25 protein-coding genes and 4 tRNA genes are annotated in these 26,338 nt (G+C 52.5%); 17 read left to right on the top strand and 12 right to left on the bottom strand.

What is annotated here, in order from left to right:
* Positions 1-47: 47 nt before the first annotated feature.
* Positions 48-434 carry an NADH:ubiquinone oxidoreductase subunit NDUFA12 gene (locus G512_RS0116980; RefSeq protein ID WP_028482750.1) on the top strand — a complete coding sequence of 129 codons (387 nt, stop codon included), beginning with the start codon at positions 48-50 and terminating at the stop codon, positions 432-434.
* A gap of 85 nt (positions 435-519) precedes the next feature.
* Here the strand turns inward: G512_RS0116980 and G512_RS0116975 are convergent, their stop codons facing one another.
* A complete protein-coding gene (locus G512_RS0116975; RefSeq protein WP_028482749.1) occupies positions 520-1,179 on the bottom strand; it encodes an alpha/beta hydrolase in 660 nt (219 codons plus the stop codon).
* Between the two features lie 313 nt (positions 1,180-1,492).
* Between G512_RS0116975 and G512_RS0116970 the strand changes: the two genes are divergently transcribed.
* The 9 genes from G512_RS0116970 to G512_RS21570 all read left to right on the top strand — a co-directional run bounded on the left by G512_RS0116970 (position 1,493) and on the right by G512_RS21570 (position 9,593).
* The gene (locus G512_RS0116970; RefSeq protein WP_028482748.1) at positions 1,493-2,665 is read left to right on the top strand and encodes a cysteine desulfurase family protein; all 1,173 of its coding nucleotides are present in this window, start codon (positions 1,493-1,495) and stop codon (positions 2,663-2,665) included.
* A gap of 105 nt (positions 2,666-2,770) precedes the next feature.
* Complete coding sequence (gene sufB, locus G512_RS0116965) at positions 2,771-4,243, top strand: Fe-S cluster assembly protein SufB (protein WP_028482747.1); 1,473 nt, start codon at positions 2,771-2,773, stop codon at positions 4,241-4,243.
* 54 nt (positions 4,244-4,297) lie between these two features.
* Positions 4,298-5,050 carry a Fe-S cluster assembly ATPase SufC gene (gene sufC / locus G512_RS0116960; RefSeq protein ID WP_028482746.1) on the top strand — a complete coding sequence of 251 codons (753 nt, stop codon included), beginning with the start codon at positions 4,298-4,300 and terminating at the stop codon, positions 5,048-5,050.
* A gap of 16 nt (positions 5,051-5,066) precedes the next feature.
* Positions 5,067-6,356, top strand: coding sequence for a Fe-S cluster assembly protein SufD (gene sufD, locus G512_RS0116955; protein WP_028482745.1), 1,290 nt, complete (start codon positions 5,067-5,069; stop codon positions 6,354-6,356).
* Positions 6,353-7,600, top strand: a complete 1,248-nt coding sequence (locus G512_RS0116950) for a cysteine desulfurase (RefSeq protein ID WP_036490041.1) — start codon at positions 6,353-6,355, stop codon at positions 7,598-7,600. Before sufD ends, G512_RS0116950 begins: the two co-directional genes overlap by 4 nt.
* Positions 7,601-7,626: 26 nt before the next feature.
* Entirely contained in the window at positions 7,627-8,004 is a 378-nt protein-coding gene (locus G512_RS0116945; protein ID WP_169568632.1) for an SUF system Fe-S cluster assembly protein, read from the top strand.
* 42 nt (positions 8,005-8,046) lie between these two features.
* Positions 8,047-8,427, top strand: a complete 381-nt coding sequence (sufA, locus tag G512_RS0116940) for a Fe-S cluster assembly scaffold SufA (RefSeq protein ID WP_028482742.1) — start codon at positions 8,047-8,049, stop codon at positions 8,425-8,427.
* A 1-nt stretch (position 8,428) separates the two neighbouring features.
* On the top strand, positions 8,429-9,088 hold the full coding sequence (tenA, locus tag G512_RS0116935; RefSeq protein WP_028482741.1) for a thiaminase II: 660 nt from the start codon (positions 8,429-8,431) through the stop codon (positions 9,086-9,088).
* Positions 9,089-9,203: 115 nt separating this feature from the next.
* Complete coding sequence (locus tag G512_RS21570) at positions 9,204-9,593, top strand: TfoX/Sxy family protein (protein ID WP_073833303.1); 390 nt, start codon at positions 9,204-9,206, stop codon at positions 9,591-9,593.
* Here the strand turns inward: G512_RS21570 and G512_RS0116925 are convergent, their stop codons facing one another.
* From G512_RS0116925 to parE, 4 genes are all read right to left on the bottom strand, one after another.
* On the bottom strand, positions 9,594-10,655 hold the full coding sequence (locus G512_RS0116925) for a GGDEF domain-containing protein (RefSeq protein ID WP_028482740.1): 1,062 nt from the start codon (positions 10,653-10,655) through the stop codon (positions 9,594-9,596).
* 113 nt (positions 10,656-10,768) lie between these two features.
* Positions 10,769-12,214 carry a DEAD/DEAH box helicase gene (locus G512_RS0116920; protein ID WP_028482739.1) on the bottom strand — a complete coding sequence of 482 codons (1,446 nt, stop codon included), beginning with the start codon at positions 12,212-12,214 and terminating at the stop codon, positions 10,769-10,771.
* Between the two features lie 177 nt (positions 12,215-12,391).
* Positions 12,392-13,033, bottom strand: a complete 642-nt coding sequence (locus tag G512_RS0116915) for an SANT/Myb-like DNA-binding domain-containing protein (protein ID WP_028482738.1) — start codon at positions 13,031-13,033, stop codon at positions 12,392-12,394.
* Positions 13,034-13,187: 154 nt separating this feature from the next.
* The gene (gene parE / locus G512_RS0116910; protein ID WP_028482737.1) at positions 13,188-15,263 is read right to left on the bottom strand and encodes a DNA topoisomerase IV subunit B; all 2,076 of its coding nucleotides are present in this window, start codon (positions 15,261-15,263) and stop codon (positions 13,188-13,190) included.
* A 626-nt stretch (positions 15,264-15,889) separates the two neighbouring features.
* Between parE and G512_RS0116905 the strand changes: the two genes are divergently transcribed.
* From G512_RS0116905 to G512_RS0116890, 4 genes are all read left to right on the top strand, one after another.
* On the top strand, positions 15,890-16,762 hold the full coding sequence (locus G512_RS0116905; RefSeq protein ID WP_081657538.1) for a tetratricopeptide repeat protein: 873 nt from the start codon (positions 15,890-15,892) through the stop codon (positions 16,760-16,762).
* A 367-nt stretch (positions 16,763-17,129) separates the two neighbouring features.
* A tRNA-Pro gene (locus G512_RS0116900) sits at positions 17,130-17,206 on the top strand.
* Between the two features lie 21 nt (positions 17,207-17,227).
* Positions 17,228-17,304: transfer RNA gene (locus G512_RS0116895), tRNA-Pro, on the top strand.
* 21 nt (positions 17,305-17,325) lie between these two features.
* Positions 17,326-17,402, top strand: a tRNA-Pro gene (locus G512_RS0116890).
* A 130-nt stretch (positions 17,403-17,532) separates the two neighbouring features.
* On the opposite strand, the gene G512_RS0116885 is transcribed toward G512_RS0116890, so the two are convergent.
* The gene (locus G512_RS0116885) at positions 17,533-19,023 is read right to left on the bottom strand and encodes an inorganic phosphate transporter (protein ID WP_028482735.1); all 1,491 of its coding nucleotides are present in this window, start codon (positions 19,021-19,023) and stop codon (positions 17,533-17,535) included.
* Positions 19,024-19,559: 536 nt separating this feature from the next.
* On the opposite strand from G512_RS0116885, the gene G512_RS0116880 reads away from it, so the two are divergent.
* Together G512_RS0116880 and G512_RS0116875 are read left to right on the top strand one after the other, a co-directional pair.
* Entirely contained in the window at positions 19,560-19,865 is a 306-nt protein-coding gene (locus G512_RS0116880; protein WP_028482734.1) for an ETC complex I subunit, read from the top strand.
* Between the two features lie 84 nt (positions 19,866-19,949).
* Positions 19,950-20,026: transfer RNA gene (locus G512_RS0116875), tRNA-Arg, on the top strand.
* Positions 20,027-20,333: 307 nt separating this feature from the next.
* Here G512_RS0116875 and G512_RS0116870 read toward each other — a convergent pair.
* The 6 genes from G512_RS0116870 to G512_RS21560 all read right to left on the bottom strand — a co-directional run bounded on the left by G512_RS0116870 (position 20,334) and on the right by G512_RS21560 (position 25,996).
* Complete coding sequence (locus G512_RS0116870) at positions 20,334-21,539, bottom strand: glycosyltransferase (protein ID WP_028482733.1); 1,206 nt, start codon at positions 21,537-21,539, stop codon at positions 20,334-20,336.
* Complete coding sequence (locus G512_RS0116865) at positions 21,536-21,760, bottom strand: hypothetical protein (RefSeq protein WP_028482732.1); 225 nt, start codon at positions 21,758-21,760, stop codon at positions 21,536-21,538. The genes G512_RS0116870 and G512_RS0116865 overlap by 4 nt, the downstream gene beginning before the upstream one ends.
* A 117-nt stretch (positions 21,761-21,877) precedes the next feature.
* Positions 21,878-22,864: an NAD-dependent epimerase/dehydratase family protein gene (locus tag G512_RS0116860; RefSeq protein ID WP_028482731.1), complete on the bottom strand. Its 987-nt coding sequence runs from the start codon at positions 22,862-22,864 to the stop codon at positions 21,878-21,880.
* A gap of 24 nt (positions 22,865-22,888) precedes the next feature.
* Entirely contained in the window at positions 22,889-24,187 is a 1,299-nt protein-coding gene (locus G512_RS22260; protein WP_081657537.1) for a glycosyltransferase family 2 protein, read from the bottom strand.
* A 1-nt stretch (position 24,188) separates the two neighbouring features.
* The gene (locus G512_RS0116850; RefSeq protein ID WP_028482730.1) at positions 24,189-25,337 is read right to left on the bottom strand and encodes an NAD-dependent epimerase/dehydratase family protein; all 1,149 of its coding nucleotides are present in this window, start codon (positions 25,335-25,337) and stop codon (positions 24,189-24,191) included.
* Positions 25,334-25,996: a polysaccharide biosynthesis protein gene (locus G512_RS21560; RefSeq protein ID WP_081657536.1), complete on the bottom strand. Its 663-nt coding sequence runs from the start codon at positions 25,994-25,996 to the stop codon at positions 25,334-25,336. The genes G512_RS0116850 and G512_RS21560 overlap by 4 nt, the downstream gene beginning before the upstream one ends.
* Before the next feature lie 78 nt (positions 25,997-26,074).
* On the opposite strand from G512_RS21560, the gene G512_RS0116840 reads away from it, so the two are divergent.
* A partial coding sequence (locus G512_RS0116840; protein WP_028483020.1) for a transposase occupies positions 26,075-26,338 on the top strand: 264 nt, incomplete at its 3' end.

Here is a 26,338-nt window from a genome sequence, read left to right as displayed (position 1 = left end):
GCGCGCAAAGCCACACGGTAGGCGAGAAAAGAGTAGGAGCTACCGCTATGAAGCAATGGGTGCTTGAGCTGTTCACCTGGTGGAACGGCCAAACGATGGGAACGCGCTTCTTCACATGGCGCAAGGGCGAGTTCGTCGGTGAAGATGAGTTCGGCAACAAGTACTATCGTGAGCGCAATGGCAAACGGCGGTGGGTTTTGTACAACGGGACCGCTGAGGCCTCTCGAATTCCCGTAGGATGGCATGGCTGGATGCATCATCGAACAGACGTGCCGCCAACGGAAGATGGCTATCAACCCAAAGAGTGGGAGTTGGCCTACCAACCCAACCTCACTGGTACGCCTAACGCCTACCGCCCGAAAGGATCTATTCTCACACCTGAAAGCCGCCCGAAGGTGACCGGTGATTACGAGGCATGGGCTCCTGGCGACTGACCAAGCACAGCTTTATGATAATGACTATAAAAAAGGCCCGGATCCAATGATCCGGGCCTTTTTTGTGCGTTTATGAATGAAACAGTTAGCGCTGTTCTTCGCTGACCAGTCCTAAACGCCGGTCGAGATACGCAGAGCAGTCATCCATGAGAACGTCTACATTGTTCTCGAAGAAATGGTTGGCACCCGGCACGATCTGATGATCAATGGTAATGCCTTTTTGAGTCTTGAGCTTGTCGACCAATGCCTGCACATCTTTTTGTGGCACGACCTTGTCCTGATCGCCATGAATGATCAGGCCGGAAGACGGGCAGGGCGCAAGGAAACTGAAGTCATGCAAATTGGCGGGCGGTGCAACGGAAATGAACCCTTCCACCTCGGGGCGGCGCATCAAAAGTTGCATGCCGATCCAGGCACCAAACGAGAAACCTGCAATCCAGCAAGCGCGTGCGTCAGGATGAACAGTCTGCACCCAATCCAGCGCAGCTGCGGCATCCGACAGTTCACCTTGGCCGTGGTCAAACTGCCCCTGGCTGCGTCCGACGCCTCGGAAGTTGAAGCGCAGCACCGCAAAGCCGCGCTTCGCGAACATATAGTACATATTATAGACGATCTGATTGTTCATCGTGCCGCCGAACTGTGGATGCAGATGAAGAACCAATGCGATCGGCGCATTGCGCTTTTTTGCAGGATGGAAGCGGCCTTCCAGACGTCCTGCGGGGCCATTAAAGATCACCTCAGGCATAGGCGTGAGAAATCCCTCTAGGTTACGAGCTGTTTTCACAGCTGAATGTATGGACCGCATCGATGGTTTCCGATAAAACTTGACTCAGAAACACAGCTTTAATAGGGTCCAGTTTAGAATAATTCGAAAGAGGTTGGTGCTTCGCCAACGAACCTACCGCTCATTTAAAGGAGTGTGAGTGGGATCGCAAGCAAGAACCCCGAATGATTCTCGCAACTTCCTATATTCGCCGGGGTAAAGGCATTGAGTGGCCTGACGTAGCGGGTATTTGAGATGACAGACGGACCGAACAGCCAGCGTTGAGAAGACCGCATTGAAAACGAACAAGACATATCTTGATTATAATGCTGGAGCACCGCTCAGGAAAGAAGCGCTTGCCGCCATGTCTGACCTTTGGTCATCGGTTGGCAACGCGTCGTCAATTCATTCCAGCGGTAGAAACGCCCGTTCTGTCATTGAATCGGCTCGTGAGAGCGTGGCAGCGCTTTTTGATGCCTTGCCTGCCAATGTGGTGTTTACCAGCGGGGGCACCGAGTCGAATGTTACCGCTCTATCTCCTGTGTGGCTTCAGGACGGTGTTCCTTTTTCCGTAGATCGCCTGTTTGTAAGTGCAGTTGAACATCCATCGGTGCTGGCGGGCGGTCGGTTTTCGCCCGACAAGGTGCACAAGATCAATGTTGATGATTGCGGACGGGTGGATCTGGGCGATTTGGCGCAGCAACTGGCCGGAATTCCGTACGGAGAGAAGGCACTGGTTTCTGTCATGGCGGCGAATAGCGAGACCGGCGTCTTGCAGCCGATCAAGGAAATTGGGGTCGTTGTTGAGGATGCGGGGCACTTATTCCACGTTGATGCAGTTCAGGCCGCCGGACGTATGGATCTGTCGATTGCCATGATGGGATGCCAAGCCTTGTCTGTTTCCTCTCACAAGCTGGGTGGTCCGCAAGGTGTTGGCGCGCTCGTTCTAGCAAAGGGGAGTGTGCGACCGGCGCCGTTGATGACAGGTGGCGGGCAGGAAAGCTGGCGGCGTGCAGGAACGGAGAATACGGCAGGCATTGCCGGTTTTGCGGCTGCTGCGGAAGCATCTCTTAATGTCGATGAACGCGCACGACTGGCTCGGATGCAGCAACAACTCGAATCCCAACTGAAATCTCAGTATTCGGATCTCTTGATTTTTGGCTGCGAAGCGCCACGTCTGGCAAATACTACGTGTTTTGCTGTAGAGGGTGTGCCGGCGGAAACCGCTCTTATCTCGTTTGATTTGTCAGGCGTGGCGGTCTCCTCGGGATCAGCCTGTTCCTCAGGCAAGGTCGGTGTCTCGCATGTATTGACAGCCATGGGGGTCGATGAACCCACCGCGCGTGGCGCTATTCGCGTCAGCATGGGGTGGGGCACACGTGAAGATGATGTGAATGCATTCTTGAAAGCATGGAAAAGAATATACGACCGCATGAGTCCGCAAAAGAAAAAGGAACGAGCGGTTTGAAACGCACCGGGTGAGTGGCCGGTGCCCCCATCTAACTGGTGAACAGTCGAAGACAAGAGAATGCGAAAGCGTTCTGAAAGCGGAAAACCGCATACGGAGTGAAAAATGGCGGCAGTCCAAGAAACCATTGATCAGGTCAAGGCCATTGATGTCGATCAGTACAAATATGGCTTCGTGACGGATATCGAATCCGAGCTGGCTCCCAAGGGCCTGAACGAGGACATTATTCGGTTCATCTCGGAGAAAAAGGGTGAGCCTGAATGGATGTTCCAATGGCGGCTGGACGCCTTCAAACGCTGGCAAACCATGATCGAGCCGAGCTGGGCTCGTGTGAGTTACCCAAAGATCGACTTTCAGGAATTGCACTACTATGCAGCCCCGAAGAAAAAGGAAGGGCTCAAGAGCCTTGATGAAGTTGATCCCGAAATTCTGGAGACCTACAAGAAGCTAGGTATCCCGCTTGCCGAGCAGGAAATATTGGCAGGGGTTGCGCCAGAAAACCGCGTCGCAGTTGATGCGGTGTTTGACAGTGTTTCTGTTGCAACGACCTTCAAGGAAGAACTGGCCAAGGCTGGTGTGATCTTCTGTCCGATTTCGGAAGCCATTCGGGACTACCCCGACTTGGTGAAGAAGTACCTTGGTTCGGTGGTACCGATCAGCGACAACTACTATGCAACGCTGAATTCTGCTGTGTTTTCTGACGGTTCGTTCGTGTACGTACCTGAAGGTGTGCGTTGTCCAATGGAGCTGTCCACCTATTTCCGGATCAATGAACAGAATACCGGACAGTTCGAACGCACACTGATTATTGCCGATAAGGGCGCCTATGTTTCCTATCTGGAAGGGTGTACCGCCCCGCAACGCGATGAAAACCAGCTTCACGCAGCTGTTGTGGAACTGGTGGCGTTGGATGATGCGGAAATCAAGTACTCCACTGTTCAGAACTGGTACCCGGGCGATTCCGAAGGCAAGGGCGGTATTTACAACTTCGTGACAAAGCGCGGTGATTGCCGCGGCAAGAACTCGAAGATCGCCTGGACACAGGTTGAAACGGGATCGGCGATTACATGGAAGTATCCAAGCTGCATCTTGCGAGGTGACAACTCGGTGGGCGAGTTCTACTCGATCGCCATTTCCAATGGCCATCAGCAGATTGATAGCGGCACCAAGATGATCCACTTGGGCAAGAACACGTCAAGCCGGATCATTTCCAAGGGGATCTCCGCTGGTGTTTCCGAAAACACCTATCGTGGTCAGGTATCCGCACATCGCAAAGCCACCAACGCGCGCAACTTCACCCAGTGTGACTCGTTGTTGATCGGTGACAAGTGTGGTGCCCATACCGTCCCCTATATCGAAAGCAAGAACGCCACGGCGGTATTCGAACATGAAGCCACGACCTCTAAGATCTCTGATGATCAGATGTTTTATTGTCAGGCTCGAGGGTTGGACGAAGAAGAAGCTGTCGCCCTGATCGTTAACGGATTTGTGCGTGACGTGATCCAGCAACTGCCTATGGAGTTTGCTGTTGAAGCACAGAAACTGATTGGAATTAGCCTTGAAGGTAGTGTGGGTTAAGGCCTTGCCGCCCCGCGATCAAGTCAGGAACTAGTAAGAAACGAGACCGAAACTATGTTGGAAATCAAGAACCTGCACGCCCATGTTGAAGGCAATGATATTCTTCGCGGCATTGATCTGACCGTCAAGCCAGGCGAGATCCACGCGATAATGGGGCCGAACGGATCCGGCAAGTCCACCTTGTCCTACGTTCTGGCAGGCAAGGAAGACTACGAGATCACAGAGGGCTCCATTACCTACAACGGCAAGGATATGCTGGATTTGGGTGCGGATGAACGTGCAGCCGCCGGTATGTTCCTCGCGTTCCAGTACCCCATTGAGATCCCGGGCGTGGCGACCATGACCTTCCTCAAGACCGCTCTTAATGCGCAGCGCCGCGCACGCGGTCAGGAAGATCTGCCAACGCCAGAATTCATGAAGCTGGTCAAGGAAAAAGCCAAAGACCTGAACGTGAGCCCGGAAATGCTGCGCCGGCCTTTGAATGTCGGGTTCTCGGGTGGTGAGAAGAAGCGCGCGGAAATTCTTCAGATGGCGCTATTGGAACCATCCCTTTGCATTCTGGATGAGACCGACTCCGGGCTGGATATTGATGCGCTGCGCATCGTTTCCGAAGGCGTCAACAAACTTCGTGATCCCAATCGTGCGATGATTGTGATTACGCACTATCAGCGTTTGTTGAACCACATCGTACCGGACCATGTTCACGTGCTCTCGCGTGGCAAAATCGTGAAATCCGGTGGCAAAGAACTGGCGCTTGAGCTGGAAGAAAACGGATACGCTGATTTTATCGATGAAGAAGCAGCTTGATTGGGTGAGGTGAGCAATGAATGCTGAAGCACGGGTGAAAGAAACCCAGGCCGAGGCCAGCCTGATTGAGCAGTTTTCCAAACTTGCCAAGGATCAGGGTGGACTGGCTGCCGAGACACGGGAAAAGGCTTTTGCGGACTTTCGGTCCGCAGGTTTACCACACCGGCGTGTCGAAGAGTGGCACTACACGGATCTGCGTGCCAAGATGCGAGAAGCCTATGCACCCGCCGAAGGTGGTAGAACACCAGAGGTATTGCCGGCTCCGGTCGATGACGGCCCAGTGCTGCGTCTGTTCATCGTCGATGGACAGTACAGAGCGGATCTTGGTTCCTCTGCGATGCCTGAGGGCGTAACCGTCTCTTCTCCACGTGAAGTGGAAGTGAAGGACAGTTTGTTCCCGTCCAAGGATGCTGTGATCGATCTGAATACGGCGTTTTGTCAGGGTGGTGTCGTTGTGACTGTGGCGCCCGGAACGGAACTGACCGAAGCAATCGAGATTGTGCATCTTGTAACCCAACCGGAAACAGCGAGCTACAGCCGCAACCGGATCGAAATTGGGGCACAAGCCTCGGTACTTGTGATCGAGCGGTTTGAAGGTGCTGCCTCGGATGCAGCATATCAGACCAATGCCGCCTCTGAGATCTCGGTTGGCGATAAAGCGCGGGTCAACATAATCAAGCTTCAGGATGAGGCGAAAGCCGCACAACATCTGGATAGCGTGAGCATCAAGGTGGGCGCTGAGGCCGATGTACATCATTTCACATTGAACGCAGGTGGGGATCTGTCACGCACGCAGATGTTTGTCGAGTTCTTGGGTGAGGAGGCCAAGCTTGGGTGCCGCGGCATATCGATCCTTGGTTCAAAACAGCATTCGGATGTGACGTTGTTTGTTGATCATGCTGTACCCAATTGTGAGAGCCGCGAGCTCTACAAATCAGTGATCGACGAGAAGGCGCGTTGCGTATTTCAAGGTAAGATCGTCGTGCGGCCGGACGCGCAGAAGACGGACGGTCAGATGATGGTCCAGTCCCTGTTACTCTCTGAAGAAGCAGAGGTGAATGCCAAGCCGGAGCTGGAAATCTTTGCAGATGATGTGCAGTGTGCCCACGGCTCCACGACGGGCGATATCGATGAGGACCTGCTGTTTTACCTGCGGGCCCGCGGCATTCCCGAGGCTGATGCACGCAAGATGTTGATTCTTGCCTTCTTGGCCGAGGCCGTTGAAGAAACAGAAAATGACCGGGTTATTGCTCTGCTGGAAAGCAAGGTTAGAGCGCTACTCGGCGCCGAGGAATATGCAGAATGAGCTTGCCTTTAAGCCAGTCTACAAAAACCGGGTACAATGTTTGGGAAGTCCGCAAGGACTTCCCAATCCTGTCCCGAGAAGTTCATGGTAAGCCTTTGGTTTATCTGGACAATGGAGCTTCGGCTCAAAAGCCGCGGGCCGTCATTGACGCGATCACAAGGGCCTATGGCCATGAATACGCAAACGTACATCGTGGGCTTCACTACTTGTCCAATACGGCGACGGACAACTTTGAAGCAGCCCGTGAGAAAGTGCGTGCCTTTTTGAACGCGTCAAGTGCTGAAGAGATCGTTTTTACACGCTCTTCTACGGAGGCCATCAACACGGTTGCCTATGGTCTGGCCGATGAAATTGGTGAGGGTGACGAAATCATCCTTTCCATCATGGAGCATCATTCCAACATCGTGCCTTGGCATTTTCTGCGTGAACGCAAAGGTGCCGTGATCAAGTGGGCGCCCGTTGATGAGGATGGCGTTCTGGAAGTTCAGGCTGTCTCAGATCTGGTCACGGATCGAACCAAAGTGATTGCGATCACTCACATGTCCAATGTGACGGGGACTGTTGTACCTGTTAAGGCCATATGCGCCATGGCACGCGAGCGTGGGATCAAGGTGCTTCTGGATGGTTCCCAAGCCGCAGTACATATGCCGGTGGATGTTCAGGATATTGGCTGCGACTATTACGTCTTTACAGGCCACAAGCTCTATGGACCAAGCGGTATCGGTGCCTTGTATGGTACCGCGGAAGCCCTTGACCGGCTCCAACCATTCAATGGTGGTGGTGAGATGATCAAGGACGTGTTTGAGGATCGTGTGACTTATGCGGATCCTCCACATCGCTTTGAGGCAGGAACACCGCCAATTGTTCAGGCGATTGGTCTGGGAGCAGCCATCGACTATGTGGAAGGTTTGGGCCGTGAAGCGATTGCCGCGCATGAACACGAGCTCAAAGAATACGCCCAAAAACGCCTTACCGAGATCAACTTACTGCGGATATTCGGTAACGCAAAAGAAAAAGGGGCAATCTTCTCCTTTGAAATTGAGGGGGTGCATGCCCATGACATTTCAATGGTAATTGATCGGGAGGGGGTTGCTGTGCGGGCCGGAACCCATTGCGCACAGCCCTTGTTGGCACGATATGGTGTAACAAGCACCTGCCGCGCGAGCTTTGGCCTGTATAACACCACCGAAGAGGTTGATGTTCTGGTTGATGCCCTGCAGAAGGCAGTCAGGTTATTTGGATAGGACGAGCGATGAGTGAACAGCCAGCGATGAGCGAATTCTCAGATGAGCCGCTGAAGCAAACCGAGATCACTCAGGAATCTGCCATTCCGGCAGACGAGTTGGAGCGTTTGGCCACAGACATCGTCGCGGCTTTGAAGACGGTCTACGACCCCGAGATCCCGGTAGATATCTACGAACTGGGATTGATCTACAAGGTCGACATCGAGGACGACCGTTCCGTGAAAATCGACATGACACTGACCGCGCCGGGCTGTCCTGTCGCGGGTGAAATGCCGATATGGGTCGAAAATGCTGTGGCCTCGGTGCCGGGTGTCAGCTTTGTAGATGTATCGATGGTGTTTGATCCCCCATGGGATCCGAGTCGGATGTCCGATGAAGCACGGGTCGCACTGAATTTCTTCTAGGCATGTGGCAATACGTGCCAAAAGGCAAGGAAGAGCACTGATATGATGAATGCAGCGACATTTCAGGTTTTGAAACTGACTGATGACGCCGCCGACCATGTTCGCGAGCTGGTGGAAAATGCGGATGGAACCCCTTTGGGGTTGCGCATCGGCGTTAAAAAGGGCGGTTGTGCCGGCATGGAATATGACATGAGCCTTGCCTATGAACACAAGCCGGGTGATGACCTTGTCGAGGACAAGGGTGTAAAGGTTTTTGTCGATCCATCTGCGGTTTTGTACCTGCTTGGTACCGAGATGGGGTATGAAACAACCACGTTCAGATCCGGGTTTACTTTCAAGAACCCCAATGAGGTTTCCGCATGCGGATGCGGAGAATCCGTGGAGTTGCGTCCTTCGAGTGAAGCCAGTCTGACCGGTAATTGAAATGAAATTGTTTGATCGATTGAAAGACGCCGCTGCAGGCAGTTGGCGCGACTACACGCATCATGAGTTCGTTGAAAAAATGGCCGCAGGCACTTTGCCTCATGATGCGTTCCGCCGCTATCTTCTGCAGGACTACCTGTTTCTGATTGATTTCAGCAGGGCGTACGCGCTTGCAATTTATAAGAGTCAAACTCTTGGCCAGATGCGGAGCAATCTCGTTGGTCTCAAGGGGTTGATCGAGATGGAAATGGACCTTCACGTTCGCATTTGTGAGCGATGGGGTCTATCCGCGGAAGATTTGGAAAAGACACCGCAGCGGACAGAAACACTGGCATATACCAGTTACGTTTTGGAAACGGGCCATCGCGGCGACCTTCTGGATCTCAAGGTAGCCTTGGCTCCCTGTGTTATTGGATATGGCGAGATTGGCGAACGCCTCGCGGCCATTCCTGGCGCGTTGGATGAGCGCAACCCGTATGCTGAATGGATACGCGAATATTCTGGCCCGGATTATCAGGAGCTCCGTCATCATGCGATAGCCGAACTGGATGACCTCGCTCCTGACGGCATCGGTGAAGGGCGCTTTCGCCAACTGACAACGATTTTCGATCAGGCAACACGCTTGGAAACAGATTTTTGGCAAATGGGTCTGAAACGCTGACCTAGTTGACGAACACTGTGGATACCCGGCCACTTTAGTGATAATCAGCCCTCTGGCTAATTGCGATAATCGGTCGCACTGCGTCATCATTTTTACGTAGAAAGGGTGACGCTTCATGATGACGGATAGTTTAAGTGGTCGGGCTTTGAAGTCTCTGCAATCCCTGAGTGGCGTTCGTACAAGAAAAATGTTTGGCGGTACCGGCATTTTTCACAGTGCCGTGATGTTCGGATTAATCAGTGATAATAAGCTTTACTTCCGAACCGGTGCAACGAATGTCGCACACTACCTCAAGCAGGGCCAGACACCTTACATTCACAGCTGTTTCGGAACGTATTTCGCGCTACCGTACTATTCGGTACCAATATTCGTTCAATTGGACGAGGGGACACTGGCGGAATGGGCTGAGAAAGCTATGGATGTTTCTAAGCAACCCTCACAATCATCACGCAAATACTTTGCAAAATGGACAGAGTTTAACGTCCGGCCGACTTATCAGGTGTGATCACGCCACATTGTTGGTTGCAGAGGAGCGATTGATATCGGTCTCGGCACGCACGAGATTACGACCTGCGTTTTTTGCGGTATAAAGCGCCTCATCAGCACGCGATACGATCGAGTGGATTGTATCGTCCGGGTGGGAAACCGCTACGCCGATCGAGATCGTAATACGCCCCAGATTCTCACCGGTGGAGCGTTTTACCAATTCTTTGGACGTCACGGTTCGTCGAATCCGTTCCGCCACTTCCTTTGCCTTCGGCAGAGTTGAGTGCGGCATGATGATACCAAACTCTTCCCCTCCATAACGACAGGCAATATCGTGATTGTTGATGTTCTGCTTTACGGAGAGTGCAACAAGCCTCAAGACCTGATCACCGGTTTGGTGTCCGTAATTGTCGTTGAACTGCTTGAAGTGGTCGATGTCGGTGAGCAAAAGGGCAAGGGGACGGCCGGTGGAAGCGGCTTCTTGCAATTGTTTTTCGAGTGATTGATCAAAATGCTTGCGATTGTTGAGCGTCGTCAGTTCATCTGTGAGGCTCTCATATCGAATTGCCTCCAAACTGTCTCGCAAGGTACCGATCTGCTTACGGGCACCTATGAGTTGATTCTTCAGATCCTGATTGACTTCCGCCGTCTGAGTGGTTGCACGAATAAGGCGTATGACGAGCGCTTCAAGTTCGTCGCGAGTCTCAACATTCTTCAAGACTTCAAGGGCCTGGTGAAGCTCGCCGCCAAACTGATCACTAGCGGACTTGCCTAGATCAATCGAACTCAGAAGCGCTTTGACTTCGGCCGAAATCTGCTCTCCGACCTCGTCAATGCGTTCTCCAAGCCGGTTGGGAGACAGGAAACGGTTGTAAATCTTCTGGGTTTCGTCGGCCGAGATGCCACCGTTCTTCTCAATGATCTTGTTAATCGCCCGGTTCAGGGACTGATTAAAGCCGGAGGCGTAGCTGTACCAAAGCTCATAGTTCCGCGGATAAGCCGGTAGACTATTGGTTTTGATGAAATCCAGCGCCGTCTCGCCATAAGCGATCGTGCGAAGAAAATCGTCCCCAGTGCTCATAAGCTTCTCGCATATTGGCAGCAATCACCGAAACAACAATTGCCTGTTTCCATCACCCTTGAATTTACGAATATTAGTATATACCTAATTAAAAATTAAGGATGAACTTAGACTTATCCTGAGGCTGCGCGCCTTTTTGTCTCTCGCAAAAGAAACGCGGGTATATGTCCGCTTTCCTTGAACGTGATTCCATCGCTGTTTCCGGAATTGCGCCGATTTGGCGCCTTGCGAGCAGACCCTGAAGAGAATTGGGTAACGTTTCCGCTGTCCTGAATTGCTGGAACTGTTTCCGCAGAATCGTCGACAGCAGGGTCTTTTTTGTTTTTGGCAGGTGAGTCCTTACGTGGCTTTTTGGTCTCTTTGCTTACCTTGCCTTTTTCGGACTTCCGATTTTTACGACGGTTCTTGCGTTCCTGCTTTGCTTCTTCAAAGTCTACGGGATCGCCAATCCATTCCAGGGTGCGGCTAATCGTTTTCTGAACTGCGTCCAGAGCCTTCTCGTCCTGACCGGTAACGATGGAAAAGGCGGCGCCTTCACGACCCGCGCGACCCGTGCGACCAATTCGGTGCACATAGTCTTCGGGATGCATCGGCAGATCAAAATTGAACACGTGGCTCACCGACGGAATATCCAGACCACGTGCAGCCACATCACTGGCGACCAGAATCTTGATGTTCCCGTTCTTGAAGTTTTCAAGCATGGTCATGCGCGAAGACTGATCCATGTCACCATGAAGGGCGCCTACGGAATAGCCGTGGCGGTCCAGTGAACGGAACAATGTTGCGACATCGCGCTTTCGATTACAGAACACAATTGCGTTTTGAAGATCAGTTGCGTTGTCGATCAAGTCGCGTAAAACAGCGCGCTTGTCATAGTCTTCTTCTCCCGAAGCCGCCAACTTCTGTGTAACGGTATCAGCTGCGGAAGAGGCTTTGGCGATTTCGACGCGTTCCGGGTTGTGCAAGAAGGTATCAACCAGACGCTGGATTTCGTTTGGCATGGTTGCCGAGAAGAAAAGGGTCTGGCGTGTAAACGGGATCAACTTGCAAATCCGCTCGATATCGGGAATGAAACCCATATCCAGCATGCGATCAGCTTCGTCGATAACCAGAATTTCGACACCTTGAAGCAGCAGTTTGCCGCGTTCGAAATGATCAAGGAGTCGTCCCGGAGTGGCGATGAGAACATCAGCTCCCTTTTCCAGCTTGCGATCCTGATCCGCAAAGGAAACGCCGCCAATCAAAAGAGCAACATTCAGCTTGTGATTAACGCCATAACGCTGAAAGTTTTCCTCTACCTGCGCAGCAAGTTCGCGCGTCGGCTCGAGAATGAGGGTGCGAGGCATGCGAGCGCGTGCACGTCCTTTTTCCAGCATGGTAATCATGGGAAGCGTAAAGGACGCTGTTTTGCCGGTGCCGGTTTGAGCGATGCCCAGAACATCCCGGCGCTGCAGCGCAAACGGGATGGCGCGCGCCTGAATTTCGGTAGGTTCCGTGTAACCAGCAGATTCAACTGCGGAAAGAACTTTCTCGCTGAGACCTAGTGAAGAAAATGACATATTTGTGCGATCTTTGTGGTGCCCACTTATAGCCTGAGTGCCAACACCTGTATTGGACCAGAACTCGTCTAGATTTTCGCCACACCACAGGCACACTCTCCTGATCATCGGGACCAGTTGAATGCACTCTATGCGACTTCCATAGGAAATCGGATTAATCGCTGGGTTGGAACCGCGCTAAACCGACCCTGTAGCGTGTCGAGTAAACATTTCTAAGTCGCTCTTGTAACGATTTGCGAGATGAAACTCAACCTCTGCAACATTGTCGGTCCTCTGAAAATGGAGGGAGAAGTAATCCTGAAGCTCTCCAGAGCTGAAATGGCCAATCTCGACCCCGGCGCGGTGAAGTAGAATCGCTCTCAGACCTTGCAATCCGGCCTCCAGCTGGTCAGTTGCCAGCACAAAATCGGGTAGGAACTCTCCCTTGTAACTCAGTATGTCGATCTGGCTGCGGAAGTAGTTGTCTGCTCGAAAATCCGGTACCTGACGGATCCGGCGAACAAACCGCTCCAAAGGGGTGTCCGGGCCGAGGCCGTAGTGATTCAGCCGGGGGGAGGGTGTTCCGTCGCCGCAAAAATGTTCGTAGTAGCAGGTGAGGATACGTTGGATGGGGTCTTTGAGAATGGCCAGCACCATAAGATTGGAGTAGGTGCGTTTCAGGTCTCTGGCTTCCACGCAGGCAAGCGCCGCATAGGGGCAGGTAGTGTCCATGTAGCGTTCAGGCGCAGTGCCGTCATGGTCATACTCCAATCGTGCGAGGCGCCGCAGGATCGGGTCACGTGCACATCCGCATACTCCGGGTATACGGGCATAGGCCATCCCTAAATGCGGAAGAACAAAATAACTTCGATTTCGAAGAGGACGGCGTGAACGATCATAAAGACCATATAATCTGCGAAGCATTTCCTGACCCGAATCTCATGTAACAACCACTAGATGTTGTTTACCTTAAGTCAGGAAATGCGTCACGCAGTCAGATGTCGAGGCTTGTCGCAAACTCGGCGCGCTCTTGAATGAACTGGAAGCGGGCCTCTGGTTTATTGCCCATCAATTTTTCTACTGATTGCCGGGTTTCATCTGCAAACTCGTCAGTTATGACGACCTTAAGGAGCATTCTCTTGGCCGGGTCCATTGTTGTTTCTTTCAACTGGGCTGGCAGCATCTCACCAAGACCCTTGAATCGCCCGATTTCAACTTTTCCACTCTTTTTGAAGTGCTTGCTGAGCAACTCGTCACGGTGCTTGTCGTCACGTGCGTACATGGTCTTACCGCCCTGACTGATGCGGTAGAGTGGTGGCACCGCGAGATACAGATGTCCATCACGGATGATTTCGGGAATCTCCCGATGGAAGAAGGTGATCAACAACGAGGCGATGTGTGCCCCGTCCACATCAGCATCAGTCATGATGATGATGCGTTCATAACGCAAATCATTCGTGCGATAGTTGGAACGCGTTCCGCATCCCAGCGCCTGTATCAGGTCGGCAATCTGTTGGTTGGCAGCCAACTTGTCCCGTCCCGCGTTGGCAACGTTGAGTATCTTGCCTCTCAGCGGCAGGATGGCCTGAGTGGAGCGATTTCGTGCCTGTTTGGCAGACCCGCCCGCAGAGTCACCTTCCACGATAAACAGTTCGGTGCCTTCCGCTTGGCTGGTAGAGCAATCCGCCAGCTTACCTGGGAGGCGAAGTTTACGTACCGCTGTCTTTCGAGCAACGTCGCGTTCCTGGCGTCGGCGCAAGCGCTCTTCGGCCCGATCGATCACCCACTCCAGAAGCTTGTTTGCCTGATTGGGGGAGGCAGTAAGCCAATGGTCAAATGCGTCGCGTACAGCATTTTCGACGATTTTGGTTGCTTCGTTGGTGGCCAGACGGTCTTTTGTTTGACCAACGAATTCCGGTTCCCGGACAAACACAGAGAGCATCGCGCCAGACGACGTCATGACGTCGTCACCGGTAATGACGCTGGCTTTCTTGTTTCCGATCAGTTCTCCGTAGGCTTTCAGGCCGCGCAAGAGTGCGTAGCGCAATCCGGATTCGTGAGTGCCTCCCTCGGGTGTTGGCACTGTGTTGCAGTAGGAGTTCACGAAACCGTCTCCAGCAAACCAGGCGACTGCCCATTCGACCGCGCCATGTTTGCCGGTTGCAGACGTGCGCCCGGAAAACACTTCTTCGGTGACTTTTCGTTCGCCCTTGAGTGTTTCCTCGAGAAAATCCTTGAGACCATTCGGAAAGTGAAAGGTTGCCTCCGACGGGACATCCTTGCTGCTTTCAAGCAGTTCCGCGTCGCATTTCCAGCGTATTTCAACGCCGCCAAACAGATAGGCTTTAGAACGCGCCATGTTCATCAGGCGCTCAGGGCGAAACCGGCAGTTTTTCCCGAAGATTTCTTCATCCGGTTTAAAGCGCACCAACGTGCCGCGGCGATTGTGAACATCGCCCACGTGCTCCAGTTTGCCTGCCGGCAGGCCGCGGCGGAAAACCTGACGATACAGCTTGCGGTTTCGAGCAACCTCGACAACCAGCTCTTCGGAAAGCGCGTTGACAACAGAAACACCGACGCCGTGCAGCCCGCCCGAAGTTTCATAGACTTTGCTGTCAAACTTGCCGCCGGCATGGAGGGTTGTCATGATGACTTCAAGTGCAGAGCGATCGGAAAACTTGGGGTGAGGGTCAACGGGGATACCACGCCCGTTGTCAATCACCGTCAAGGTCCCGTCCTTGGACAAGTGGACCTCAATCCAGCTGGCATGGCCGGCAACAGCTTCGTCCATGGAGTTGTCAATCACCTCTGCGAAAAGGTGATGCATCGCCTTGTCGTCCGTGCCGCCAATATACATGCCCGGACGGCGACGTACTGGCTCCAGTCCTTCAAGAACCTCAATATCTGCCGCTGAATAGCCCTGATCTTCAACTGAGGGCTTTTGCGCCGCACTCGACGCACGGCTGCGCGCTTTGCCCGCACCTTTTTGCGCGGGCGCCTCCGCGGGATCCGGTGTCGGTTCCAGCGCTGGTAGGTCTGCATTGGCAAAAAGGTCGTCTTTAGAGCTCATGGTGGTCCGGGTTCTCGTTGAAGTGTTGCCTTCACATCCTTTAAAAGGTGTGTATCGAGCCGTGCCGGGTGAAGGGCAATAACGCAAACATGCGCCTGCTTTAATGTCTCTTGCATTAACCCGACGAAATATGGCCCCTTTTAGTAATGCGTGCCCGCTTTATAGCGATAGAAAGTGCGCTTTGTCTAAGGTGATTAACAATCCTGTGGGTAGCGTGCCCAAGTTATTCAGCTCTTATTCCCGAAACAATGAGCCCGCAAACAGCGCGTATCCGCAAAAGATCGCAATCACACGTATGCGTTCACACTGTCAGGTGTGGTGCATTGGCAACAGCTCGGCACCTATTACGCTCAAGGCCTGTTGGCTCCATAGTTTCTCCAAAATTGACCTGTCTTTTCGGCTTCACAACGCGTGTAACTTATTCTATTTTCACCTCGTTTTGTGAGGGGGCAGAATAAGGACAGCAGCGTTTCAGGCCAATAATTGCCTTTGCTTGGATGTCTTTTAGTGCCAAAAATGACACTTTTATTGGTTAGGTTTCGGGGAGTAGTGGGTAGTCATTCTGCCCGCATAAATTAAGTGGGCCAAACCGGGTCATGAGTTGTTTTTTAAAAAACAAGGTGCATATGCGCTCCGATAGCAAATGGGGAAAAAATCTTCTGGCTGCCGTCTTGGTGACGTTGGGCACTACCAGTGTAAGTTCCGCTCAAGCCACAAACGATGCGAATGAAGACCCTTTAAAAGCTATCGAGAAGCTGGATAACTCTAAAAAGGACACAGGCTCGATCACGCCATTGGAGGCGCTGAAGATCGGCGCGAGAGCCTATTTCGCCGGCGACAAGGCTGGGGCTGTGGATCCGCTGCATTATGCGGCTGAGCATGGCCAGCCATTGGCAGCGTGGAAACTCGGACAGATGTATTCCGTTGGAGACGGGGTCAAGGAAGACGATCTGCGTGCATTTCGTTATTACTCTCAAGTGGCGAGTTCATATTCCGAGGATCGCAGGGATTCACCGTCGCCAGCGTTGGTCGCTGACTCCATCGTTGCGCTTGGCACCTATTATGTGACCGGCATTGGTGATAGTCCGGTCAAGCCAAACGTCGCCAAAGCACGGCAGTTGTTCGCTTATGCTGCCTCCTATTTCGGTGATGCCGACGCCCAATACAACCTTGGAAATTTGTACCTTCAGGAAGATGCCAAACGCCAAGCAGCTCGGTGGCTGAAACTCGCCGCAATGAAGGGGCATGTAAGTGCGCAGGCCAAATTCGGTGAGCTGTTGTACAACTCCGCAAATCTGCAGCATGGAAAGCTTGTCGGTCTGCAATGGATGACGCTAGCGCGTCGTCAAGCGTCTCATCCGCAAGATGACTGGATTGTCAAACTGCATGAAAAAGCGTTTGCGCTTGCCTCTGAGGGGGAACGGCGCACCGCCGCAGAGTGGGCTGATCAATGGCTGGTGCGCCACGACAAGGCGCAATCTGTTGCCTCTAGCAATTAGAAGAGTGATTGATCCGGCCCCAAACCGAACCCGGTACTTGAAAAGAGTGCCGGGTTTTTTCGTCTGGCGTGCGGTTGACAGATCGCATCACCTGATTTTATAAATATGATTGTAAAACTCATGTTTTATGTTTCGTCGGATCTTCGAGCGGTTTGGCGGATCTCTGGAAACACCTTGGAGCAGACATTGTCTGCTCCCTTTTCCATATCCGTATCAATTACTTAATAGTCCCATGCCAAAAACACGGAAGCTGTGTTGATTGGTCCACTAGCGTTTTGGATAAAATCCATTTTTGGTATTGCCATCCCAGTGTCATCTGAATATAAGGCCCCTCAAGAAACGGTGCAGAGCACCTTTGGAAGTTACACGGGGCATAGCGCAGCCTGGTAGCGCATCTGGTTTGGGACCAGAGGGTCGCAAGTTCGAATCTTGCTGCCCCGACCACTTCCTCAAAGTCTTTGCAATCGGGGCATAGCGCAGCCTGGTAGCGCATCTGGTTTGGGACCAGAGGGTCGCAAGTTCGAATCTTGCTGCCCCGACCATTTCTTAAAACTCTACAACGTCGGGGCATAGCGCAGCCTGGTAGCGCATCTGGTTTGGGACCAGAGGGTCGCAAGTTCGAATCTTGCTGCCCCGACCAAAAAATCTTCCCCTCAAAATTAGTTTGGTAACACATTCAGTAAAGATCTGGATGTTAAGCTTGTTATGCAAAAAAGCCTACCCAAGGGGCAGGCTTTCTCATTGCATTCGCGCGTTTTATGCGTTTTGGCCTATTGGCCAGTGGAGAGCGCTGTCAAACCTGCAAAAATCAACGCTGAGAGGCCAGCTGCTGCGGGTACGGTGATGACCCATGCCGCGACGATTGTCATGAAATGAGAGCGCCGTACCAGCTTTGGGCGGCGGTGTGTTTCTGCCCGGCGGCTATATGTCGTGCGACCGGTCTCCAGCTGTACATACCGCATCCGGCGTTTGGATGACTGCGTGTACCATTCTCTGAAAAAACCAACTCCAAAGACTGCACCAACCGCAATATGAGTTGAGCTTACCGGCAACCCGAGCCCGGAAGCGACGATAACGGTGATGGCCGCCGACAGCGCTACACAATAGGCGCGCATTGGATTCAGTTTTGTGATTTGCTGTCCCACCATGCGAATGAGTTTGGGGCCAAACAGCAACAACCCGAATGAAATTCCGAAGGCGCCAATGGTCATTACCCACAATGGTATGGATACCTTGGCAGCAACTTCACCAGCACTGATGGTATGTACAATGGCCGCAAGGGGGCCAATTGCGTTGGCCACATCATTGGCTCCATGGGCGAAAGAAAGCAGGGCCGCAGAGCAAATGAGCGGAATCCGGAACAGTTTGCGTAGCGACTGATTTCGGTTCTCCAACCCCTCGGACTGGTGCCGAATAAGCGGTCTGACCAGGAGCCAGGTTGTCACAAACGCCACAATGCCAAGGACACTTGCCTGAAACAGGCTGATGGAAACAACTTTCTTGAGACCCTTGACAGACAAGTACGCTGTAAACGCACCGGTCATGATGGCAATAAGCACTGGTACCCAGCGTCGGGCAGCGGCGATCTTGTCTTTCTGGTAGATGATAAAGGTTTTGATGAAAAACAGAAAAGCAGCTGCAATCAAGCCGCCGAGAACCGGTGAGATAACCCAACTCGCGGCGATGCTGCCCATGGTGGCCCAGTTGACAGACGTGTATCCCGCTGCCGCAATACCGGCTCCCATAACACCGCCGACCACGGCGTGGGTTGTGGAGACTGGAGCACCGATCCAGGTCGCTAGATTGACCCAAAGAGCGGATGAGATCAGCGCGCCCAACATGACGCGTACGAAAACGCCGCTATTGGAGACGGTTGCCGGGTCGATGATGCCTTTGGAAATCGTGCCGACCACATCACCGCCGGCAATCAAGGCACCCGCACTCTCAAAGATTGCTGCAATCAACAATGCGCCGGTGATGGATAGGGCCTGAGAGCCAACGGCGGGACCAACATTGTTAGCTACATCATTCGCACCGATGTTCAAGGCGAGATAAGCACCGACACCGGCTGAGGCTATAACGACACCTGTGCCCAATGTGCCAGAGAAGTAGATACTGGCTATGCCCATGGCAACCAGAAGAAAGAGAAAACTCAGCCCGGGTGCAACGAAGGTTCGGCTAAGATTTTTGGTGGCGCCCTGAAGCTGGGAAACCTTCTCCAGATCCTTGTCGAGGGTGGGTTTTAATGCAGAGTTCGTCATTGGTGAGCAGGCTCATGGCGAAGAAAATGGGAATGGGTGGAGGAGGGGTTCAACAAGCTTGTCTCATGGGTCGAATGCTGATCGGACCTAATGGAGCGAAACAGGCGCTTGGATAACGAGACATGGCTGAAAGCCCAACAGTTTTATGAAAGTTTTATGACCGCTCCATAATCCGACCAACTTAGGTGGCGCAATATCAAATTCTGCTCACTTGAAGTCGTTTCCGTTGTTTTTCAGGGAAAACACGGGAAAAAATCTCTAATGTCGCGCAGGTGCGCAAATATTGCGCTTTTGGCTGCCTCTCTTTTTCCTTCGCGGAAGAAGCAAACTAATTGGTTAGATTATGCCTGACATATCTCAAAGCGTGGCTTCATCGAGAAAGTGTTGTTAAGAGTGCGGAATGTGCCTGTTGATTTTAAAGCGATAAATGCGGGTGGTATCACGTATCTCGCATTGACAAATCTGAGGTTTTTCTGAAAAACCTTTTAGCAGTTAGTGTTCTTCAATTCCCGTAACAGTCGAGGTAGGGCGAATCTATGGTTGCTCGTATTTACCGACCATCCAAAACAGCAATGCAGTCTGGTAAAGCCAAGACGGAGAATTGGGTTCTGGACTTTGATCCGGAAGCGGCCAAGACCATTGAGCCGTTGATGGGCTACACGACGTCCTCTGACATGAAGCAGCAGGTACGCATGACCTTCCGCACCAAGGAAGAGGCGATCGCATATGCTCAACGCAACAAGATCCCTTATCGCGTCATTGAAAAGCAGCCAAGGAAGGTGCGTCCGGCATCTTATTCGGATAATTTCCGTCACGATCGCGCTATGCCGTGGACTCATTGAAATTCGGCATTGAGATCTGATCGCAGCTGCCGTATCTAACGCCGAACCGGTACTCTGACGTACCGGTCCAAGGTTCTGGCAAATGGCCCCTTAGCTCAGCTGGATAGAGCACCGGCCTTCTAAGCCGACGGTCGCAGGTTCGAATCCTGCAGGGGTCGCCAGACTTTATTTATATAAATCAATTATTTAGAATCTTGTCGAGATGGCGTAATGAGCTGTTTCCGGACCTGTTTTCCAGAATGTTTTTCAAAAACAGGTTAATTCTGTTCGCCGTCTATTCTTGGTATGACAACATCACCCAAGCGCTGGTGGTCAGCTAGATAGTGTGCTTCCATGATCTTTCCCACATCCTTCATGCTGTAATCTGAGTGCAGCGCGATTTCAGGGCATTGTATCTCTGCATAGCGCCCTACGTCATTTTAGAGCTCGATGACGAGATCTTGTGACCCATACCTCCACGCGCATTGCCTATCTGCGAAATGCCGCGATGGCATCGTTTAAAAGGGGGGTAAGTGCATGAGCGAGAGGCTGAGCCTGTTTTTCATCACCGCTTTGTAGATCTGCGTTGGCCAGAATGCGGTTCCAGTTTCTCAGGTATTTCTTTTTGTCTTGCCTTTCGAGCATTGTCTGGTAGGCGCCATGAGCCAAACGACTGCGTAAAGTGGGATTGTCCATGAGCATGGCCATCGCGTCAGCAAGGCTTTTGACTTCCGGCTCACGGCTTATGATAAGCCCATCTACCTGATCCGTCACCAATCCCCTATAACCTTCACAATCTTCAAACCCGATTGTCGGTATGCCCGCCAACATGGATTCATTGACCGTGTTGGGATTTCCTTCTTCAAACGAGCACAAAACAGAGAATTCCGCCGCTCTGTATTCCGGTTCCATCTCATCAACCAGTCCGCGCTGAACGATCCTTCCTTGAACACTTGGCAGGCGATTGAGGCGTTCAATTTCATTGGCAAATCTGTTGACCCCATAAAAGTGAAGCTCCCAACCTGGATAGATGGCAGCAAGGCTGGCAAAGGCGCGGGCCGCGACAACACCATTTTTGTTGAAGTCTTTCAATCCGCCCACGCAAACGATGCGTTTTCCTTTCTTGGGTTCGGCTGGTGAGGGCCGTTCCGGAGCCCCCTGACAGTTATAAAAGGCGGCAGTCTTGTAACGCAGGGCCGGGGCGACGCTCTTCAGATAGCTCGGTAATACCAACCTGATGCCACTAACGGATGCAAATATTGCTTGCCGTAGTAGGAATGCTGCCTTGAAATCGTAGTCGGCTCCAAGTCTTTCCATTCCCTTGATGAGGTTTCGAACCCCCCTGATGGGACTTGTGCATTCCTGTACGGCAATAGGGCATTCGAGCCGTTTGAAGAACGGCAATTGCCATAAAATGCTGATGTCAGCATAGAAGATAATCACAATGTCGGGGCGAAATGCCCGGACACGTCGTTCTTCAGCGGCAAGAACATTTGGTTGCTGGCTGTTATAACGACTGGGAAGGCGGGTGATACCTTCGTTCAGGGGGTAAGCGGGATGGGCTCCTCCTTTTGCGTTGAAAATGACACCTACCTTGTGTCCTGTTTCATCCCAAGCGTTGGCAAGGTCGCTGGCTGTTTTTTCCGCGCCTCCCTTGCCCCGAGACAGCGACGGAACGCTCAATAGAATCCTCATGTCTCCGCCTTCTGCGGTGAAGGTGGAGATGCAGGGGTTGGATCCTGAAACAACGTTTGCGACAGGCGGTCGAACTCGCGAATATCATCGCGCAAGCGGATTTTGTAGATTTCGCGATAAAACTCCAGGTCGTCGATCTCCTGTTCAATTTGAGAAATCCGAACCAATCGATAACCTAGAACCCCGAATACGGCATTCAACAGACGCCGGATAATACTCATGAAATGCTACCCCAGTTAAGCCGAGACGGTACATTGCGTAAAAACCATTGATACCGATTTGCAACCTAGCCCCTTGAAGCAACTTCGCACCATCCGAAGAAGTTGAGTTAAAAATTGTTATGGGGCCGCTTGGGGGAGAAAGGACTGTAAAGTACGCTCCAAGCCAGTTTCCAGATCGACTTCTGGTTTCCAATTCAGGTGCTGCTGTACTTTGCGGGTAAGCGCGTAGGTGTCTTGCACCTCGCCAGACAATGGGGAGCTGTGGCGGACAGGAGGCATCGATAGCCCTTGGCGCTTCGCCTGTTGCTCCAGTAAATGCAAAATCTCAAGAATGGATGTGGGGCGCCCATTGCCCAACTGGTACAACTCGCCTCCGATCCCGTTGGTGAACGCTGCGCGCATGATTGCTCCCACGGCATCGTCGACATAAAGAAAATCGCGAGTTTGTGTGCCAGTACCGTTAATTGCAATTGTCTCACCTTGTAAAATTGCATCGCAAAATTTGGCGATGACGCTGGTCTTGTGCTTGGAACCCGGTCCATAGAGATTCGAAAACCGAAGAGACACAGTATCTAGGCCATAACTGTGATGATACGCCGAGCAATACCCTTCACCTGCGAGTTTGCTGGCGCCATAAGGCGACAAGGGGCGTGGTATCACACCTTCATGTACGGGCGCCGGAGCCGCTCCCACAGGAGCGCCAGAGGAGGCAAAAACGAAACGTTTTGGGTTACTTGCACGGGCGGCTTCAAGATAAGCCAATGTTCCCAGTACATTGCTTTGGCAATCCATCATGGGATCGGCAATGGACGGTTGGACGCCCGTGTTGGCGGCCAGATGAACAATGATATCTGCTTCTTGAGAAACGAACTGGGCGGCAGCCGCATCACTAATGTCGAATGCAAAGACATCAACTTGGTTCTCTGACCAGGTATTGGCGGTGGGCAGCGTCTTCAAGATTTTGTGGGGTACAGGGTGGAGTGCATCAGCCTTGCCAGCCGACAGTCGATCCACCACCCGTATGGATGATCTATGCTGCTGCCACAGGTGGTTGACCAATGCTGCGCCGACAAAACCACATCCCCCGGTAATGACCCATCTCATTGCGCGTATGCCTCATGTGTTTCATCAGATTGTTCTAAAGGTTGGCGTGGCACCAAAACCGATCGTACCCGGTTGTTGGCGTTCACCAAGGTGTAGATTTCGCCAATTCTCCCAGTCTTGACATCGTTTTAGTGCACCTTGATTTCCTTCGGACTGCCGAAAGAGATTGGAGAGCGAGGTCGAACGATTTAGGCCTATGGAGTACAAGGCCGGCTTCAAACGTTTGTGAGCTCTTGGGCCATAGAAGAGTTCCAGTCGCGCAATGAACTCGCAGTCGGCTCCCAGTAGATGGCGATAAAAATTGCCGATGCGTTGAAGCGCTGATCGGCGAACCAGAAATGAAGAGGGGTTCCAACGCAGGAAATTGCGAGCATCCCGTGTGAAGGGATGCCCGGTCTCTTCATCAATCCTCATATAGTGGGAGGAGGTTGCCTGCAGGTTTGTATCTCGCAACAAGGGAGCCACCTGATCCGCAAGCTTTCTGGGATGCGACCAGTCATCTGCATCATGCATCGTGACGAACTCACCGTCAGCCAAGGCGATCCCGACGTTCTTTGCGGCCCACAATCCTATATTTTTCGGCAGGGTTACACAGCGTACACGATCATCTCGTTGGGCGATGTTTTGAATGATGGAGCTCGTTCGGTCGGTACTTCCGTCATCAATTATGATGATTTCTAGATTTTGCCAGGTTTGGCGCAGCAACGAGCGAACCGCAGCCTGGATCCATCGTTCTTCGTTGTAGGCGGTCATTACCACTGAGATTAAAGGTCCATGCCTTGTTTGGGCGGCTGTCTGTGGGACGTAAAGTTCATGCAGGTCGATACCCTCTTCGGTAATGCCGCGGGAGACCGGTTCCAAACCTTGTTGAGCATAGGCCTCCGCGAATATTTTTTTTGCGGAGGACAGGTTTCCGCACTTGAGCGCCGCATACAGCCGATGCAAATGCGGGAGGCCCGCGGTATGGTGGTTCGATCGACGGCCCAGATGGCTTTCACAATAGGCCTTTACAGGTGCCAGGTGATCGGTTTGCGGAAGCATAGACAAAACTTCCTCTGGAACGGCGGGTGCCAAAACTCCGTACATCTGGGGCGTATGGCGATCCGGTTTGAGACGGGAGGCGAGTGCTAGCGCACTCTGCCAATCACCGAGTTTTGCCTTGGCAATGGCGTGACACGATGTTTGTTTCTGGGTTTGATCCAGAATTGACAGAAACATGCCCGCACCCAACAAGACCTGCGGATCTTTCTGTCGGCAGATCTCCAAAGCACGATAATGGTCGCCTTGCCTTGACCACCACCGCGCCACTGCATTTCTCATCATTTTATGCCCACGCAACTCCCCGCACTATGCATGGTTGGTGAACCGCATGGCGGTATTGCAGAACAAGCGACAACATGGCATCCATACGAGACTCGGTAAGCAAGTGCGGCTTCAAACCCAAATCAGTCAATGCAGAGTGCCTTGGATTGTAGTAGTGGTCTTCCAGCTCTTTTCGGGGATTTGGAAAACGCTGTACCTCAACGTCAAGTCCTAGTCGGCGGCCAGACTCTGCGACCTTTTCTGCCAGCTCATTTACGGAAAATGTTTCGACAAACTGGTTGAAAATGCGCATGTCTCCCGGCGCTGCGGGTGTTTCGAGCGCGAGGCGGACACACTGCAGGGTATCCTTGATACTTAGATAACCTCGCGTCTGCCCGCCTTTGCCATAGACGGTTAACGGATGGCCGCAGACAGCTTGAACCATGAACCGATTCAAAACGGTTCCAAAGATTTCGTCATAGTTGAAAGCAGAATACAGATCGGGGCAGCCCTCGTTTTCAGCTGTTTCAATCCCGTAAACGGGCCCCTGCATGAGATCAGTCACGCGCAGGCCCCAAACCCGCACATAGAACCACAGCAGATCCGTGTCCATTACCTTGGTGGTGTGGTACAGGCTGCCTGCCTGGCGTGGATACAAAAAGCGCCCTGTACGCCCGTTGTGGGTGATGTCCAGCCATCCTTCTTCTATATCGATGTTCGGCGTCCCATATTCACCCATCGTGCCGAGTTTGATGAGATGACAGTCAGGCATGAACAGGTGAATTGCCTGAACAAGATTGAATGTAGTTGTAATGTTGTTGTGCAGCGTCAAATGACCGGCTTCACGCGATTTCATGGAGTAGGGGGCGGAAGGCTGCTCTGCATAGTGGATCACGGCATCAGGTTTGAAGTCATCAAAGACCTTCTCGACAAATCCCCAATTGGTCAGATCGCCAATTGCGGTGCCAATGGTTATTCCGGTTTTCTGCTTCCAATGGCGAACGCGATCGTGAAGAGAGACTATGGGAAAGAGCGAGGGGCAATCCTCTGCATGACATAGTTGCCGACGCAAAAAATTATCAACAACGAGAGTGTCATGACCCAAGGCTGATAAATGCATGGCCGTGGGCCACCCAAGGTATCCATCTCCTCCGGCTATCAGGATTTTCATAGAGCAACCTCCGTTTGCCGTGCCGCGTGAGTTTCGGTGTCAACTCTGGTCTGGGTACAAGCTTGTTGAACGCTCTCCGGCAAAACATCTTGCTGTAGGAGGAACTCGCGGATCTGCTGCGGCGTCATGGGTGGCTCCGACTCCGAGCTGTAGATCCTCGCTATGGTTTTAAAACCCTCGTTCTGGTAGCGAGCTCTTAGGTGTTTTTGCCGTTCTGGAGCTTCCGGGAGAACGCACAGAAACCTGCCGTTGCTCATCAGACGATGGTTTTCGGCCTCACTTGTCAGTTCTTCTTTCAACTTCTCGCCAGCTCTTATGCCCTTCACCTCAATCGGGTAGTTGACAGGATCCCAACCATAATGGGTCGCCAGCATTCGAACCATCTCAACCGCAAGATCTCGAATGCGCAAGGATGGCATCTTGGCAATGAGGATTTCACCGCCTTGGGCAAGGATTGCACTGCTGAGAACAAGATCTGACGCCTGTCGCGGCGTCATTACAAAGTGTGTCATGTTTGGATCGGTGAGTGGGATCGGAACGCCCAGCTTTATCGCTTCATGAAAGCGGGGAATGACAGAACCGCTGGATCCACCGATATTCCCGAAACGCAGGCTAGCCGTGCGGGTGCCCTGATTCTGGTATGTGGTCTCAGTAGGGATGCCGGCTAGGGCCTGTTGACAAAGTGGGTTCCCAAATCAGCTGAACTGTGATTCAAGACTGTCTTTTAGGAGGCAGCCTTGGCACGTGGCGATTTGACAGACGCGGAATGGGAATTGATCGAAGCGTTGCTTCCGTCAGAGCGGGGCCGAAAGTCCCGTCCAGCTCAGGATAACCGCCGTTATCTGAATGGTATGCTACATGTGCTGCGCGTTGGCTGCCCCTGGCGCGACATGCACGAGCGCTACGGGAAATGGAATTCGGTCTATGTGCGCTTTCGCCGGTGGGCAGAGCAAGGCGTCTGGGATGGTCTGCTGGAAACGCTGGTGGATCTCGGGCTCACC

The sequence above is a fragment of the Pseudovibrio exalbescens DSM 16456 genome (genome assembly GCF_000422785.1).
GTDB lineage: Bacteria > Pseudomonadota > Alphaproteobacteria > Rhizobiales > Stappiaceae > Pseudovibrio > Pseudovibrio exalbescens.
The sequence above is the reverse complement of the archived record's forward strand: the minus strand, read 5'-3'. Positions and strand labels throughout refer to the sequence as shown.

What these genes read in the sequence shown, in the direction of transcription:
- G512_RS21570 (WP_073833303.1), top strand. Translation starts at nt 9,204, where the DNA reads ATGATGACGGATAGTTTAAGTGGTCGGGCTTTGAAGTCTCTGCAATCC.
- G512_RS0116920 (WP_028482739.1), bottom strand. Translation starts at nt 12,214, where the DNA reads ATGTCATTTTCTTCACTAGGTCTCAGCGAGAAAGTTCTTTCCGCAGTT.
- G512_RS0116925 (WP_028482740.1), bottom strand. Translation starts at nt 10,655, where the DNA reads ATGAGCACTGGGGACGATTTTCTTCGCACGATCGCTTATGGCGAGACG.
- tenA (WP_028482741.1), top strand. Translation starts at nt 8,429, where the DNA reads ATGAAATTGTTTGATCGATTGAAAGACGCCGCTGCAGGCAGTTGGCGC.
- G512_RS0116980 (WP_028482750.1), top strand. Translation starts at nt 48, where the DNA reads ATGAAGCAATGGGTGCTTGAGCTGTTCACCTGGTGGAACGGCCAAACG.
- G512_RS0116915 (WP_028482738.1), bottom strand. Translation starts at nt 13,033, where the DNA reads ATGGCCTATGCCCGTATACCCGGAGTATGCGGATGTGCACGTGACCCG.
- G512_RS22260 (WP_081657537.1), bottom strand. Translation starts at nt 24,187, where the DNA reads ATGATGAGAAATGCAGTGGCGCGGTGGTGGTCAAGGCAAGGCGACCAT.
- G512_RS0116870 (WP_028482733.1), bottom strand. Translation starts at nt 21,539, where the DNA reads ATGAGGATTCTATTGAGCGTTCCGTCGCTGTCTCGGGGCAAGGGAGGC.
- sufB (WP_028482747.1), top strand. Translation starts at nt 2,771, where the DNA reads ATGGCGGCAGTCCAAGAAACCATTGATCAGGTCAAGGCCATTGATGTC.
- G512_RS0116880 (WP_028482734.1), top strand. Translation starts at nt 19,560, where the DNA reads ATGGTTGCTCGTATTTACCGACCATCCAAAACAGCAATGCAGTCTGGT.
- G512_RS0116975 (WP_028482749.1), bottom strand. Translation starts at nt 1,179, where the DNA reads ATGCCTGAGGTGATCTTTAATGGCCCCGCAGGACGTCTGGAAGGCCGC.
- G512_RS0116945 (WP_169568632.1), top strand. Translation starts at nt 7,627, where the DNA reads ATGAGCGAATTCTCAGATGAGCCGCTGAAGCAAACCGAGATCACTCAG.
- G512_RS0116850 (WP_028482730.1), bottom strand. Translation starts at nt 25,337, where the DNA reads ATGAAAATCCTGATAGCCGGAGGAGATGGATACCTTGGGTGGCCCACG.
- G512_RS0116950 (WP_036490041.1), top strand. Translation starts at nt 6,353, where the DNA reads ATGAGCTTGCCTTTAAGCCAGTCTACAAAAACCGGGTACAATGTTTGG.
- G512_RS0116860 (WP_028482731.1), bottom strand. Translation starts at nt 22,864, where the DNA reads ATGAGATGGGTCATTACCGGGGGATGTGGTTTTGTCGGCGCAGCATTG.
- G512_RS0116865 (WP_028482732.1), bottom strand. Translation starts at nt 21,760, where the DNA reads ATGAGTATTATCCGGCGTCTGTTGAATGCCGTATTCGGGGTTCTAGGT.
- G512_RS0116905 (WP_081657538.1), top strand. Translation starts at nt 15,890, where the DNA reads ATGCGCTCCGATAGCAAATGGGGAAAAAATCTTCTGGCTGCCGTCTTG.
- parE (WP_028482737.1), bottom strand. Translation starts at nt 15,263, where the DNA reads ATGAGCTCTAAAGACGACCTTTTTGCCAATGCAGACCTACCAGCGCTG.
- sufA (WP_028482742.1), top strand. Translation starts at nt 8,047, where the DNA reads ATGATGAATGCAGCGACATTTCAGGTTTTGAAACTGACTGATGACGCC.
- sufD (WP_028482745.1), top strand. Translation starts at nt 5,067, where the DNA reads ATGAATGCTGAAGCACGGGTGAAAGAAACCCAGGCCGAGGCCAGCCTG.
- sufC (WP_028482746.1), top strand. Translation starts at nt 4,298, where the DNA reads ATGTTGGAAATCAAGAACCTGCACGCCCATGTTGAAGGCAATGATATT.
- G512_RS0116885 (WP_028482735.1), bottom strand. Translation starts at nt 19,023, where the DNA reads ATGACGAACTCTGCATTAAAACCCACCCTCGACAAGGATCTGGAGAAG.